At 44.5% G+C, this 15,322-nt stretch carries 12 protein-coding genes; 6 read left to right on the top strand and 6 right to left on the bottom strand.

Going from position 1 to position 15,322, the window contains the following annotated elements; genetic code table 11:
• Window position 1: 1 nt before the first annotated feature.
• From R7Z78_RS09910 to R7Z78_RS09895, 4 genes are all read left to right on the top strand, one after another.
• Window positions 2-556 (top strand): DsbE family thiol:disulfide interchange protein, encoded by a 555-nt coding sequence (locus R7Z78_RS09910; protein WP_005380518.1) that lies wholly within the window; start codon window positions 2-4, stop codon window positions 554-556.
• Window positions 553-1,038, top strand: coding sequence for a cytochrome c-type biogenesis protein (locus tag R7Z78_RS09905; protein WP_005380519.1), 486 nt, complete (start codon window positions 553-555; stop codon window positions 1,036-1,038). Before R7Z78_RS09910 ends, R7Z78_RS09905 begins: the two co-directional genes overlap by 4 nt.
• Window positions 1,038-2,252, top strand: a complete 1,215-nt coding sequence (gene ccmI / locus R7Z78_RS09900) for a c-type cytochrome biogenesis protein CcmI (protein WP_042522520.1) — start codon at window positions 1,038-1,040, stop codon at window positions 2,250-2,252. The genes R7Z78_RS09905 and ccmI overlap by 1 nt, the downstream gene beginning before the upstream one ends.
• 216 nt (window positions 2,253-2,468) lie before the next feature.
• Window positions 2,469-3,242 (top strand): VacJ family lipoprotein, encoded by a 774-nt coding sequence (locus R7Z78_RS09895; RefSeq protein ID WP_005380523.1) that lies wholly within the window; start codon window positions 2,469-2,471, stop codon window positions 3,240-3,242.
• Between the two features lie 74 nt (window positions 3,243-3,316).
• Here the strand turns inward: R7Z78_RS09895 and R7Z78_RS09890 are convergent, their stop codons facing one another.
• From R7Z78_RS09890 to R7Z78_RS09875, 4 genes are all read right to left on the bottom strand, one after another.
• The gene (locus R7Z78_RS09890) at window positions 3,317-4,633 is read right to left on the bottom strand and encodes an outer membrane protein transport protein (RefSeq protein WP_042522518.1); all 1,317 of its coding nucleotides are present in this window, start codon (window positions 4,631-4,633) and stop codon (window positions 3,317-3,319) included.
• A 309-nt stretch (window positions 4,634-4,942) separates the two neighbouring features.
• Window positions 4,943-6,220: an outer membrane protein transport protein gene (locus tag R7Z78_RS09885; protein WP_042522517.1), complete on the bottom strand. Its 1,278-nt coding sequence runs from the start codon at window positions 6,218-6,220 to the stop codon at window positions 4,943-4,945.
• A gap of 297 nt (window positions 6,221-6,517) precedes the next feature.
• On the bottom strand, window positions 6,518-7,249 hold the full coding sequence (locus tag R7Z78_RS09880) for a DUF3379 domain-containing protein (RefSeq protein ID WP_005380527.1): 732 nt from the start codon (window positions 7,247-7,249) through the stop codon (window positions 6,518-6,520).
• The gene (locus R7Z78_RS09875; RefSeq protein WP_042522516.1) at window positions 7,242-7,817 is read right to left on the bottom strand and encodes a sigma-70 family RNA polymerase sigma factor; all 576 of its coding nucleotides are present in this window, start codon (window positions 7,815-7,817) and stop codon (window positions 7,242-7,244) included. Before R7Z78_RS09875 ends, R7Z78_RS09880 begins: the two co-directional genes overlap by 8 nt.
• 720 nt (window positions 7,818-8,537) lie before the next feature.
• Between R7Z78_RS09875 and fadI the strand changes: the two genes are divergently transcribed.
• A complete protein-coding gene (gene fadI / locus R7Z78_RS09870) occupies window positions 8,538-9,845 on the top strand; it encodes an acetyl-CoA C-acyltransferase FadI (RefSeq protein WP_005384447.1) in 1,308 nt (435 codons plus the stop codon).
• Window positions 9,845-11,956, top strand: a complete 2,112-nt coding sequence (gene fadJ, locus R7Z78_RS09865) for a fatty acid oxidation complex subunit alpha FadJ (RefSeq protein ID WP_005380532.1) — start codon at window positions 9,845-9,847, stop codon at window positions 11,954-11,956. The genes fadI and fadJ overlap by 1 nt, the downstream gene beginning before the upstream one ends.
• 62 nt (window positions 11,957-12,018) lie before the next feature.
• On the opposite strand, the gene R7Z78_RS09860 is transcribed toward fadJ, so the two are convergent.
• Both R7Z78_RS09860 and R7Z78_RS09855 read right to left on the bottom strand, forming a co-directional pair.
• Window positions 12,019-12,273 (bottom strand): hypothetical protein, encoded by a 255-nt coding sequence (locus tag R7Z78_RS09860; protein ID WP_005384444.1) that lies wholly within the window; start codon window positions 12,271-12,273, stop codon window positions 12,019-12,021.
• 167 nt (window positions 12,274-12,440) lie between these two features.
• The gene (locus R7Z78_RS09855) at window positions 12,441-15,218 is read right to left on the bottom strand and encodes an insulinase family protein (RefSeq protein WP_042522515.1); all 2,778 of its coding nucleotides are present in this window, start codon (window positions 15,216-15,218) and stop codon (window positions 12,441-12,443) included.
• Window positions 15,219-15,322 lie beyond the last annotated feature (104 nt).

The raw sequence follows: 15,322 nt of genomic DNA, 5'->3' as shown, positions 1-15,322 counted from the left end.
CATGAATAAGAAAATCTTATTTATTCCGCTTGTCGCTTTCATGATTCTAGCGGGCATTTTCGCAACCCAATTAATGCGTAACCAAGAGGGCGATGATCCAACTAAATTGGAGTCGGTTTTGGTTGGTAAGCCTGTTCCTGAATTTCACTTAGAAGATCTGGCTGAGCCTGGAAAACAGTACGACCAATCAATTTTTAAAGGTGAACCGTTGCTCTTGAACGTTTGGGCAACGTGGTGCCCAACGTGTTATGCAGAGCATAAATACCTAAACGAATTGGCGGGTAAGGGCGTTAAGATCATCGGTATGAATTACAAAGATGATCGTAATAAAGCAATAGGTTGGCTGAATGATCTCGGCAACCCGTACTTGATCAGCCTATTTGATGGCAGTGGTATGCTTGGCCTTGACCTTGGCGTTTATGGTGCTCCAGAAACATTCATTATTGATGCAAATGGTGTGATTCGCTATCGCCATGTAGGGGATGTAAACCCACGTAATTGGTCAGAAACACTGGAGCCGCTTTACAACAAATTGGTTGAGGAGGCGAAGCAATGAGAAAGCTAATTCTTGCCGTTTTTGCTGCGATGACATTATCTCTTGCTGCTCATGCGGCCATTGAAGTGTACGAGTTTGATAATTTGGAACAAGAACAGCAGTTCAAAGAGTTAAGCCATACGCTCCGTTGCCCTAAATGTCAGAACAACACGATCTCGGATTCTAACGCTGAACTTGCTCAGGACTTACGCCATAAGGTGTACGAAATGACCAAAGAAGGTAAGTCCAAAGATGAGATTGTTGATTACATGATCGCCCGTTACGGTAACTTCGTGACTTACAACCCACCATTTACGGTCGCGACTGCGATTTTGTGGCTAGGGCCACTCGCTGTAGTACTGGGTGGTTTTGGTTTGATTGTACTGCGTAGCCGTAAATCTAAAGTTAAGGCAAAAGCGAGCAGTGACGAGCAATGGGATGAGCAAAAAGAAGCTCGTTTAAAAGCATTGCTTGAAGAAGAGAACAACGGAGATAAGAAGTAATGACACTATTTTGGATTTCCACCGTTGCTCTCACGCTTATTGCTTGTGCGCTGGTGGCTTTGCCGCTGCTTAAACAAAAAGCGAACAATGATGATGTGTTACGCGATGAGCTCAACAAGGCATTTTATAAAGACCGACTATCTGAGCTTGCAGAAGAAACTGACGAAGGTCTTGTTGAAAGTGAAGACGAACTGATTTCTGATCTAAAGCAATCACTGCTTGACGATATCCCTGGTGATAAAGCGCAAAAAGAAACCAAGGTTTCTCCAATCGCGGTTTTAGTTCCATCGGTAATTCTGACAGTGGTGCTGAGCTATGGTTTGTATTATAAATTTGGCGCGTCAGACGATATTGTTCAATGGCAAGAAGTGTCTGCAAATCTACCTGAGTTATCGAAAAAGCTGATGTCGGCTTCTTCTGAGCCGCTGAGTGACGATGAAATGGCGGATTTGACCCTAGCCCTTCGAACTCGCTTACATTACCAGCCGGAAGACTCGACAGGTTGGTTACTGCTAGGTCGTATTGCGTTAGCAAATCGTGATGTCACCACGGCTATCGATGCGATGGAAAAATCGTACCGCCTAGAGCCAAAAGACCCAGATGTGATGTTGGGTTATGCACAAGCTCTGATGCTGTCTCAAGAGGAAATGGATCAAGCGACGGCTCGCTCATTACTCGGCAAGCTGATGCAGCAAGACTATGTCGATCTGCGTGTGTTTTCTTTGTTAGCGTTCGATGCGTTTGAGCGTCAAGACTTCCCGGCAGCCATCAAGTACTGGGGAATCATGCAGCAAATGATTGGTCCAGAAGATAGCCGCTACGAGATGTTGTCACGCAGTATTGAGAGTGCTCGTAAGCAAATGGGCGAAGCGGTTTCACCGGATAAGAGTGTAGCAGTGACAATTAATGTGGCACCAAATGCTCGGTTGGATCCAAACGCAGTTCTGATTGTGTCAGTACACCGTTCAGATGGCTCCCCGATGCCTGTGGCTGCTGCTCGTTATCCGCTAGGTACTTTCCCTCGCACAGTCGTATTAGATGATGGCAATGCCATGATGCAAGGGCAAAAGTTATCTTCACTCGATAAGCTAATCGTCCGTGTGCGTGTAGATTCTGACGGTAACGTAGCAACGCGTGATCAAGATTGGCACGGAGAAAGTGACGTCGTTGAATTTGGCGCACCAGTAGAAGTGACCATTGATCAGCAGTATTAATTGTTAACATCTGTCTCTGAAACATGACAACGAGGTAGAGTCAGTTGCCTTTAGTGGTATGACTCTAAACGATCGAGTAGAATACCGAAGGCCAGCGATTGCTGGCCTTTATTTATTCCCATATCTGAGTCATCTTTACTATGTATCCTGCTCAACATACGTACAATGGTTAATCGGGGTGACTTAGGTACATTAATAGTCGTTATGGAAAATAAAATGTATAACAAGGGTAAATCTACCTTCTTGTTGCTGTTAGCCGTTGGACTGGTTGGCTGTTCAAGTGCGCCTGATGAAGCAGTAACAGGACAAGAAACAAATCAAACGACTTCTGATGTGTATGACCCGTTGGAAGGCTTTAACCGAACCATGTGGGAACTCAACTACGAATATTTAGATCCGTATTTGGTTCGTCCTGTATCACTTGCGTATGTAGAATACACGCCAGTTCCTATTCGTTCTGGTATCGCTAACTTCTTATCGAACTTAGATGAGCCAGCAAGCATGGTTAATAACTTAATCATGGGTAATGGTACGAAAGCCGTGGACCACTTTAACCGTTTTTGGATTAACTCGACGTTCGGTATTTTCGGTTTATTCGATATTGCAAGTGCCGCGGGTATTACGAAGTACGACGAGAAAGCGTTCAGTGATGCGGTAGGCCACTATGGTGTTGGAAATGGTCCTTACTTCATGGTTCCAGGTTATGGTCCGTATACCTTACGTGAAGTGACAGATACCGTAGATAGTACGTATTTACCCCTCTCTTATCTCAACTTCTGGGCGAGTTTGGGTAAGTGGGCGTTTGAAGGAATGGAGAAGCGTGCTTTATTAGTACCGCAAGAAGCGCAGCTAGACTCGTCGCCGGATCCATATATTCTAACTCGCGATGTTTATATCCAGCGTCAAAACTTTAAAGCAGAAGTTGAAACGGTAGAAGAAGTTAACATCGAAGAAGAAGAGTATTTAGACGAATACCTAGAAGACTTTTAAGCGTTGTTCTTCACAATAGAGAAATGAAAAAAGGCTTAGCTGATGCTAAGCCTTTTTTGTATTTTGCAGCTTGGTTAGAAACGGTAGTTTGCTTGAACACCGATTAGCCAAACATTACCCGTAGTTTCGCCTACGAATTGGCCACCGACTTGTTCTGCAGTGTCGTCTGACTTGTAACCACGAGACTCAACGATTGGTGCGTCTTTCGCAAAAATATAGGTGAAGCCAGCGTCTAGGCTGAAGTCTTTCGTCCAATCGTACGTTGCGCCAATACTTAGCCAAGTGCGGTCAGTTTCTGGAATAGTGATCGTACGGTTTTTGTCGCTTACTGCTGAAGTATCGTATGCAATACCAGTGCGTAGCGCTAGCTTAGGATCAAGCTGGTAAGTGGCACCAACAGCAAAGCGATAGTTGTCTTCCCAGTTTTCTACTTTAACCATATGCGTGCCAGCAGTATCTAGACGTGCTTCCAATTTCTCGAAAGAGCTCCAATCCGTCCAGTTAACGCTTGCGTGTAATGCAAGTTGGTCTGTTACTTGGTGGAAGCTTGCCAACTCAGCCGTTGCAGGCAGGTTTAGATACATGTAGCCGTTGTCGCGTTCAGAAGTACCGAAGCCAAAACCAAGACCTTCAGCATGGCCTTCAAGCTTCAGTTCAACTTCAGATTTGTACGCGAATCCGATACGGTTATTTTCATTGATCTGCCATGCTGTACCAACTTGCCAGCCCCAAGCGGTATCGTCACCTTCCATGTATTTTAGAGCGGTACCTTGAGGAACACTGATTGGTTGATTAGTTTCAGGGTTTAACCCTACAACGTTATTCTTAGGAGCTGCTGCGCCAAAGCTGCCTTCGCCGATGATGTAACGGATACCACCACCAACGCTGATTGATTCATTGACTTTGTAAGCTGCGTTCAAGTTCGCTTCCATTGTCGTTACGCTTGCTTCGTTACCGAAGTGCGAGGCACCAAAGCCTTTACCTAAATCGGTTTCCATGCCGTAGTTGGTGCCAAATGCCAAACCAATCGCGAATTTCTCATTATATTGGTGTGATAGGTAGAAGTTTGGAATGATTGCATCATGTGCGAAGTCATCTGAAGATGCAGAAGAAGTGCTACCGTGGAAGTTTACATCACCTTCAATATCAATATTTGGGTTCACATAGATTGCACCAACGGACACTTGAGTGCCTTCCAAATAAGTTAGCATTGCTGGGTTACGCCATTGTGCACTTGCGTTGTCAGCCATTGCTGCTTCACCAGCATATGCTCGACCTAGGCCTGTTGCAGAATATTCAGCAAGTTGGAAACCTGCTGCGTTAGCCATGCCCGTTGCGCCAAGTAGGCTTAATGCCACTGCTGTTGATAGAAGAGTCTTGTTGGTTTTCATTCGAATGTTCGCTGATTTATTTATAACGTGGGACGAAAGTTTAAAGGTAGAGTTTTTACTTTAGAAATGAAAATCCAGTATAAGCAGTCATTTGGAATATTATGCTTTCAAGTGTTGATTGGGTGGTTTAATTATCTAACTGTGAAAGGCTTGTAAACGGAATTCAGCGAACAGCTGTGCGTCCTAATTGTGAGATTTAGATACACGTGTTCACTCAAATTGAGTGGGCAATAAATCGCAGATATGAAAAAAGGCTGGAAATCCAGCCTTTTATATAAAGTATTTTTCTACTAACTAACAGCGAAGCGTTTAGAAGCTACGGCTGTATTGTAAGCCGAATAGAATAGCATCAGCGCGTGTTGTTGCTGACAAGCTCGAGATATTTTGAGGGCTTTGAGCGTCACTTGGGTTGTACATTGGGTTAGGTGTTGATTCATTTACCTCAACATCTTTACCCATTAGGTACGTAAAGCCAAAGTCGACATTTGATTTACTATCAATGTGATAAGTAAAGCCGGTAGAGAACCATTGGCGATCTGAGTCAGGAACGGAAACAGACGTTAAGTCAGCTTGGGCGCTCGTGTCGTACATGTAACCAGCACGAAGTGTCCAGTTATTACTTAGGTAATATGTACCACCAATCGAGTAGTGCCAAGCATCTTGCCACTGGTACTGTTTATCGTACGATGAGCCAAGAGGAGAGCCTTTTAAGTTAGAGAATTCAATTTGATCGAAAGTTTCCCAGCCAATGTATTGGATACTGTAGTGTACAGCAAACTTAGTGTCTTGAATTTTGTGGAAGCCGGAGAACTCGGCCATATCTGGTAAAGGTAGTGTGATTTTTTGACCTTTATCGTCTTTTGCTTCCATTTCTGGACTATGACGGTATGCAAGACCAAATCGATTGTTTTCATCTAGCTCGTACACAGTACCAACATTGAAACCTACAGCCCAACCATCAGCTTCGTCTACATCGACGAGTGTGCCTATTGCAGCATGTTCACGCTTCATTGTACCTTGGCCGTAGATTAAATCTAAACCAGCACCAAAGCTCCATTGTTCATTGAGACGGTAAGAACCTGCAAGGCCAAAGTTTACGCTCTTAACATCAGTTAAGCCGCCATATTCTTTTGCCGCAAAGCTATTGTCGAATTCTGTTTTAGTACCGAAATTAGAGTATGCGTTTACGCCCCATGCAAACTTGTCATTTACAGGAACGATTAGATGAATGTTCGGTGCAATAGAAGTATCGCCAGCGTCGTCATAGTTTGAGTCGACAGGCTTGAGCAGTGTTGGTGCTACTTGGCACGTTGAACCACAATATTTCGCATCTTTCACTTCAATCATTGAAGTAATGCTTTCGAAACCTAGCGACAGTTCCATTTTATCAAACAGAGCCATTGCTGCTGGGTTACGAGCCATTACTGCTGCATTATCTGCGATTACTGCATCACCAGCAAATGCACGGCCGATGCCAGTTGCTGATTGAGCGTTGATTTGGAAACCCGCTGCCATCGATTGACCTGAGGCAAAAGCTACCGTTACTGCTAGGAGAGTCTTTTTAAACAGACGCGTGTTCTGAGTCATTTGTTTTTCCTTATTAGATTCGTCTCTTTGGACGATAAATTGAGCTTTTGCTCAGTGGCGCAGATAGTAGTATCAATAATTGCTTGGACAAATCCGACCATTGGATAAAATTGAATAAAAATTGCAGAAATGATGTCTAAAAGACGGGAAATTGCACTTAAAATGCATAATTTAGAGTTTAAGCTCTAAATGGTATAGCGATGGTGAATGTTTTGCGTTCTATTTATACAAAAATGCCGCTAAATAAGATCATTTAGCGGCATTTAACCTTTTGAAGGCTGGAAATCGTCGAAGTTGTTACATCGGCTTAATCATTGATGCAAGAGTCGTAGCGATAGCATCAATATTTTCACCTTCTTCCCCGACTAAAATCAGGCTTGAACTCCCAACGGGCTGAACGATTCCGGTCATGCCATCCTTATTAAAGTCGGTACTTTGTTCGCTTGGAATACCAGTAATAAATAACGTTACTTTACCTTTTGGACCTTGGAACACCATATGCACCGCATTGGATTCACCAAAACCGCAGTGGTTTAGGTAGTAAACGTGATATGGAAAGTTTTCACTAAACTGGTAATGAAATGGCGACATTTTCGCATTAATTTGCGAGCTCGGTACATCCTCATCAAGATGACGAACAAACGGTTCTTCATGAATTACGTGTTTCATCGCGGTATCCGCTAAACTGGCTTGTGCTGGAGACACCAAAACATTTCCCCAGTTTACTTGACCAACTAATAACCCTGCGGTGAACGCAATAGAAGCGGCAAGTGCCATTGCTTTGCGGACAAAGTTTGGTCTGACGACCTTCTCTTCATCAAGTGCACTCGACGTCTGGCTAAATAAAATCTTATCTGCGAGATCTTCGGGTACATCCACATTCATGGCTTGTTTAATTTTTACATCGAGATCCAAAACGTCATCAACAAACTTATTGTTGGCGTCGCTACCAGCTAAAGCTTGCAGAATCTCTTCATCCTTTTGTTTTGGATCCGACAAAATACGACGACGAAATTCTAAATCATCCATTCTTTTGTCCTCTCTTGGTATCTTGAGAATCCAACATCTCTTTAAGTTGATTACGAGCGCGAAATAGTCGAGTCATCACTGTGTTTTTATTTAAATCAAGAATGTCACCAATTTCTTCTCCACTGAAACCACCGACAACTTGGAGAAATAAAGGCTCACGGTATTCAACATCGAGCTTCATGATCTGTGCCTGCAGCCATTCTTGCTGATGATGTGGGTCATCGCTGACTTTAGCATCATTGCCGTAATCATCGATATCAACTAAATCAAATTGTTTACGTTCGAAGCGGCGCGCATTTTCTCGTCTCAATATTGTGATGAGCCAAGACTTGGCAGCTTTTTCGTCTTGGAGGCTATCGAGTGACTTCCAAGCTCTAAGACAGGTTTCCTGAACTAGATCTTCCGCGACCGCTTTATCTTTGCACAACCAATATGCGTAGCGGTACAAGTCACGATGATACCCTCGGACGAGCGCTTCGTATTTTCTTTGCTTGTCCATATCAGAGTTGACCGGACTGTTGGAATTTTTCTTTCCAAACATTTTTAATATGGCCACAGGAGCCTCCATCCTCGCTCTGTGAGTTTCTTATTTGTTCTGAGCATGACTTTACTTGCTTCATCGCTTAGCGGTTTTGGTTGCAGGATTTGTCATGCAACCCCTTTGACACAATAAGCCATGTGGTTACCTAAAAGTGTATACGCAAATGTCAGATATCATCGAACACGAATTGATATATATTGTTAACAATATCATCATTAGTAATCAATGGCTTGGATAAGTTCACTCGATGGAGCATTAAAAGGGACTTCTGATGGTGGATTCTTGAATTGTTTTGAATCAATAATCGCTCTAGGTGAGCTTAAAACTCGTAAAATCACTATAAAATTGATCTATTTCAAAATATCAAGCAGTGAAGGGGTTATAGTACACCTTGTCATCTCGTTAGTCATTGCGACTAACATGTTGAGCAAGATGACACTTCCTTTTGAAGGCTGACTTTACTTTCTCCTAATCAGGAAACTGATTACTTTTCAATTGGCGTAAGTTAATTGTTTTATAGATATTCCGACCACACAGTTATGTGTGGTTTTTTTTTGCTTCGATTTTACTTTCCGTATACCTCTTACCGTTTTAACTCTCTATAGTTAACCATTAGTAATCGCATAAGAATCAAAGAAGTAGAGTAATTGAACTACTTGCTTCACGTTTATTTAAACGCACGTTTGATAAATTTAACAAATTCATTACAATGCATCAGGTCAGACCTCTTGTATTTAAGGAGAAACAATGGGCAAGCAGGAAGTAAAAACACGCAATGGTGAGCGTGTCGCTATTGTCGCGGGGCTTCGAACTCCCTTTGCTCGTCAAAGCACGGAATTTAGCCAAGTGCCAGCGGTCGATTTAGGGAAAATGGTAGTAAGCGAAATGCTTGCTCGAACAGATATTGATCCGAAGTTAATCGAACAAGTGGTATTTGGACAAGTAGTACAAATGCCTGAAGCGCCAAACATCGCACGAGAAATCGTGTTAGGCACCGGTATGAACATCCATACTGATGCTTACAGTGTGACTCGAGCGTGTGCGACGAGTTTTCAAGCGGCGGTTAATGTCGCAGAAAGCATCATGGCGGGAACCATCGATATTGGTATTGCTGGCGGTGCAGACTCTTCTTCCGTCCTGCCTATTGGCGTATCAAAGAAATTGGCCGCTAATCTGCTTGCTCTTAGTAAGACAAAAACAATGGGTCAGAAGCTTAGTATCCTCAAAAACTTGAGCTTTAAAGACCTGATGCCAGTGCCACCAGCAGTAGCAGAGTACTCTACGGGTTTATCCATGGGACAAACTGCAGAGCAAATGGCTAAAACACATGGTATTTCTCGCGCAGAACAGGATGCGCTTGCACATCGTTCTCATACGCTGGCTTCTCAAGCTTGGAAAGAAGGAAAAATCCAAGATGAAGTGATGACGGCTTTCCCTGAACCATACAAAAAGTGGATTTCGGAAGACAACAATATCCGTCATGACTCAACGGTTGAGGGATACGCGAAATTGCGACCTGCGTTTGATCGTCAGTATGGCAGTGTTACGGCTGCGAACAGTACGCCATTGACTGATGGTGGTGCGGCAGTGATGTTGATGCGAGAAGGTAAAGCGAAAGAGCTCGGAATGGAGATTCTTGGTTACATCCGAGGTTATGCATTCTCTGCTATCGGCGTGGAAAAGGACATGCTGATGGGGCCGACTTATGCCACAGCGAAAGTGCTTGAAAATACAGGCTTGGAACTGTCAGACCTGACGTTGATCGACATGCACGAGGCCTTTGCTGCTCAAGCATTGGCGAATGTGAAGATGTTTGCTTCCGATAAGTTTGCTCAAGAAAACCTTGGTCGCTCAAAAGCGATTGGTGAAATTGACATGGATAAGTTCAACGTGCTTGGCGGATCAATTGCTTATGGTCACCCATTTGCTGCGACTGGTGCGCGTATGATGACGCAAACCCTACGAGAACTAAAACGCCGTGGCGGTGGTATTGCATTGAATACCGCATGTGCTGCTGGTGGTCTTGGTGCGGCAATGATTCTGGAGGTTGAGTAATGAGCGAGCAAAAAGCATTTAGTCTAAAGGTTGATGAGCAAAATATTGCTTGGTTAGCAATTGATGTTCCTAATGAAAAAATGAATACGCTGCAGGCGGCTTTTGCTGACGAAATGAAAGAAATTTTTGCTCAGCTAAAAGACTCCAGTGGTATTAAAGGGATGATCATCCACTCCCTAAAACCGGACAATTTTGTTGCGGGCGCAGATGTTCGAATGCTAGAAGCATGCACCACAGCAAGTGAAGCGGAAGACTTAGCAAGGCAAGGTCAGGATTTATTCCAGCAGCTATCGGACTTACCGTATCCTGTCGTTGCGGCTATTCATGGCCCATGTTTGGGCGGTGGTTTAGAACTGGCTCTTGCATGTGATTATCGTGTTTGTACGGATTCTGACAAAACGCGTTTAGGTCTGCCAGAAGTACAACTTGGTTTATTGCCAGGTTCTGGTGGTACTCAGCGTCTGCCACGTTTGATTGGCCTGTTACCGTCGTTGGACTTGATCCTGACGGGTAAACAACTTCGTGCGAAGAAAGCTAAAAAATTGGGCGTTGTGGACGCCTGTGTGCCTGACACCATTTTGCTCGACGTAGCAAAACAGTTTATCGACAAAGGTAAAAACAAGGGCACGAAAAAGCTATCGACGAAAGAAAAGGTGATGTCTGGTAGCGGGCTAGGGCGCAAGTTTGTATTTGAGCAAGCTGCGAAGAAAACGAATCAAAAAACTCGCGGTAACTATCCAGCAACGGTTGCAATTCTAGAAGTTATTCAACATGGCTTAGAGAAAGGCTTCGCTAAAGGTCAAGAGCTTGAAGCGAAGCGCTTCGGTGAGCTTGTGATGAGCTCAGAGTCAAAAGCGCTCCGTTCGATCTTCTTTGCCACAACAGAAATGAAGAAAGAAAATGGCACGGATGCGAAACCAGCACCAGTTCATAAAGTTGGTGTGCTTGGTGGTGGTTTGATGGGCGCCGGAATCAGCCATGTGTCTGTTGCAAAAGCAAAAGTACCTGTTCGCATCAAAGACGTTAGCAACGATGGCGTTTTAAACGCGCTCAACTACAACTACAAGTTATTTGAGAAACAGCGCAAACGTCGCATTCTATCCAAGGCCGATCTGCAAGCGAAAATGCTGCAACTGTCTGGTGGTGTCGATTTTACCAGTTTTAATCATATTGATGTCGTAATTGAAGCCGTTTTTGAAGACTTAGATCTTAAGCAAAAAATGGTGGCGGACATTGAAGCGAACGCTAAGACAGAAACTATCTTTGCGACCAATACTTCTTCGTTGCCTATCCACAAAATTGCAGAAAAAGCGGAGCGTCCAGAAAACGTAGTGGGTTTGCATTACTTCAGCCCGGTAGAAAAAATGCCGTTGGTGGAAGTGATTCCGCATGAAACGACGTCAGATGAAACCGTTTCAACAGTTGTTGCACTTGCTAAGAAGCAAGGTAAAACCCCGATCGTAGTGAAAGACAAAGCGGGCTTTTACGTGAACCGCATTCTTGCTCCATACATGAACGAAGCGGCGCATATTTTGTTGGCTAACGAACCGATCGAAAAGATTGATACGGCGTTGCTTGATTTTGGTTTCCCTGTTGGCCCGATTACCTTGTTGGATGAAGTTGGTGTCGACATTGGCGCGAAAATTATGCCGATCCTGGTTAATGAGTTAGGTGACCGATTCAAAGGGCCGGATGTGTTTGATATCTTGTTAAATGATGGACGTAAAGGACGCAAGAGTGGTAAGGGGTTTTACACTTACAAGGGCAAGAAGAAAGATGTCGACAAATCGGTTTACAAACTGCTTAAGCTCGACCCTGAATCTAAGCTAAGCGATAACGATATTGCGTTGCGCTGTGTGCTGCCAATGCTGAATGAAGCGGTACGTTGTTTGGATGATGGTATCATTCGCTCGCCACGTGACGGCGATATTGGCGCGATATTTGGTATTGGTTTCCCACCGTTCTTGGGTGGTCCGTTCCGTTACATGGACCAATTTGGCATTAAAGAGCTCGTAGAGAAAATGAATGAGTTTGCATCGAAGTATGGCGATCGTTACGCGCCATGTGATGGCTTGCTTACTCGAGCTGGTGAAGGGACAACGTTCTATTAAACGTTGCTTCGGTAGAGAAAAAGGCTTGCCAGTGGCAAGCCTTTTTCATAAAGAAGAAATGGTTACTTCTTCTTGTCTTTCTTATCTTTATTGTGGCCTTTACCAGGGTTGTCGTCCCCATGAACGCTGCTATTACCTTTTTTGTCTTTATCATTCCACTGTTTTGAAGAGCAATCATCTGATTTGATGGATACATTGTCTCCGCTAAGGCGCACACAGTCGTCACTTAGTTCGAAACCATCGCCTTTGACTGAGATTTCAGCGTGAGCAGATGCCAATGGCAGTATAAGAGCCACAAGTAAAAGTGCTTTTTTCATGATTACCTCATTAAGTTATTTTTAGTGCGGTAATTAGAGCATAAGCCGCAATGGCGCAATTTCAATTTTCTGCCAATTATGGTGCCGATTCAATCTATGAGACCGACAACCTCATGGGTTTGTAGGTTCATTCTAGTAATCGACAATTTTATTTCTGCGCAACTAGATCACCCCAAGCCGCAATCTTTTGGCCGAAGTTGGAACTCTTCAATCGATCCTATTTCTTGTCCTAGATGGATGCGCGGAGCCTCCGAATGCGCTTGACCTTGAGAGTGCATGATCAAACGATTTGCAGTACGAGGTTTCAATTCGTTCACAACGAAGCGAATCATGTCTGCGCGCGTCAGCTTCTTCAACTCGGCCAGTACCTTGTCACGTTGGTTAAACTCAGTGTCTTTGTTTCCTATCGCAACCCAAAGACGTTGAGCTCGTCCTCGAAGAGTGGTGTCCGGCGTTGCTATTTGGTTCCACAAGCCGCGCTTACTGCTGTGCCATTGGTAATCGTTTAGCTCTAACAGCACCATATAAAAGGCATTTAAAAACTCGTCGATTGAGGTAACCAGCTCGGCAGGTGCTGCATTAGGTGACTGCACATACAGTACAATACCAGGGTGACGATTTAGCGGCATATTGCCAGTGCCTACCATGTAACCTAATTGCTGCTTGGTACGGATTTCGTGGAAAAACGTTGCCGACATAAGGTGATTGGCCAATGAGTATAGCGCGATACTACGAGGCTCAATATCCTCGCACTGGTGGTAAATAACGACCGCGGAATCTTGCTGATTACAATGCACCTCACGTTGAAAGCTGCCATTTTTACCTAGCATAATGAGCGGACGAAGTGCCTCTTCATAACGTTGCTCGTTAACTCTTAGAGCATCCTTCAAGGTCGTAGCCATGTCATGGGCTTGCTGGCGTTGCCAGTCTCCGTAAACAAACATTTCAACGTGCAGTTCTGCAAGAATGGATTCTACGAATACCGAGAGTTCATCGACTTCGATTTCTTCTAGCGCTTCGACTAAGGTTGCGAAAGGCGGGTTATTGGGTTGAAGTAACCCAGTAAGTGCGTTAAACAGCTGCGAAATAGGGCGATCTTGTGAAGCATTTCTCCAGTTTCGTAACAGTTGTTGTTTGATGGTTTCAAAGCGAGCAGGGCTGAAATCTCGAGAAGCAAAACGGTGCAGAATCATTTCTAGCAACTGAGGCAGCTTTTGACTGAACCCTGAGAGGGTTAAGGTCACACCACCTTGGTGAGCGTACATGTTGTAACCCATCCCTGCGATTTCTGCTTGATAGGTTTCTTTTGCTAGCGAATCGAGGAACATCTCTACACATAAGCGCGTTTTGACGATGTTCTTTGGTGATGCAACGGCATGAGAGCTGTCGATAGCGACATAAACGACACCTTTAGGCACGCGAAATTCGTCATCTTGCAAATGCCACAGCCGAAACCCTTCGAGATCCTCAATCAACTCTGGCAGCGAATCACCATTTTCGAGTGGCATGGGGTCGAGGTCGTAGCAAATATAAGGGTTCTTTTTCGGTAAGACGAATTGCCAGCTTGGGTCGATTTGTTGATAGAAACGACGTTGGCCTTCACTAAAAGGTGTGACGGAGTACGGGGTAAAGTACCATTCGGCAGTACGGTTGTATTCCAGGCCTTTAGCAATCAAAGTGACGCGTACATTATCGATGGTTAAGTATCGCAGCAATGAACGCTGTAACTCCTCATCGTAGCCCGCCATTTTGTAGTCACCATAAACCGTGTCTTCCGGTTGATAGTGCTGCATGTTGATCACCAGATGGCTGACGAGATCCATTGGGCGCGATGGCTCTTGGAAGCGGAAAGCCGATTCTAATACCGCTTGTTTTTCGAGATAGCGCCATTCATCTAACCCGTCTTGTTTGATCATCGAGAGGTATTGAAAAACCGCTTGAACGATATCATCAACATGATCTAAGCCGTTTGGCGTCAGGGTGCAGCTTACGGTAAAGTCTCGGTAGTTACTGCCACTCGCGCCGCCGCCCGCTGAGAGAGAGGTAATCCAGCCTTTTTCTTTGAGTTGAAGCATCAAACTGCCTTCTCCTTCATAACCCAACAGGTGAGCAAAGTAGGAGAGTGGCTTCACGCTATAATGCGCATCCATTCCCGGCATGGGGAATGTGAGAATCAGTTTACGGAACTCTTTGAGCGGCTCGACTTGAACCAAAATGCCCGTGCTTTCCTCAGTGCCTATCGGTACATCAATCGATTTTCCACGAAGGTGGTGATTTGGGATGTCGGCAAACATGGTTTCTACCCAAGCTTGCTGTTCATCGAGCGACTGTGGCCCAAATAGAGTCAGTGTCATCAAATCGGCGGAATACTGAGAGTGGTGAAACTCCACAATTTCGTCGCGGATGGATTTACCATCTCGGTCGCCAAGAGTATCTAAGTTTCCGACAGAGAATTTTGAAAACGGGTGCTCTGGATTGATGACTTCTTTGTTAACTTGATACAGGCGACGAGAATCATCATTGAGTTTGAGCTTGTATTCGGAGTCGACAGCCTGGCGTTCTTTGTCTAATGCTTCTTCGTTAAACAAAGGTGCGGTAAAGAATTGGCTAAATCGATCTAAGGCACTTTCAAAGGCATTTGGAGCAATATTGAAAAAGAAACAAGTGTGCTCTGTACCAGTCCAAGCGTTGTTTGTTCCACCGTGTTGGCTAATATAGCTTTGAAACTCGCCCACTTTAGGGTATTTTTCCGTACCCAAAAAAAGCATGTGTTCTAAATAGTGTGCCAGACCTTGGCGATCGTTTGGGTCGTCGAAGTGTCCAACGTTCACTGCCAGAGCAGCTGCCGACTGTTGAGCTGTATCGGAATGAATCAGCAGTACACGCAGTTCATTGCTCAAGGTAATGTAGCGGTATTGATTTGAATCGTTAGGACTTAGATGCACGATGCGTCTCCAGATTTCGCATTACAGTAATTTAGGCTCCCCTCGCGGGGGGGCGCAAAGTTTGCGTTTCGACAAATACTGCTTGCCGTATTTTTGTTATTCGT

Source organism: Vibrio sp. 1167 (assembly GCF_033340375.1).
GTDB lineage: Bacteria > Pseudomonadota > Gammaproteobacteria > Enterobacterales > Vibrionaceae > Vibrio > Vibrio alginolyticus.
The sequence above is the reverse complement of the archived record's forward strand: the minus strand, read 5'-3'. Positions and strand labels throughout refer to the sequence as shown.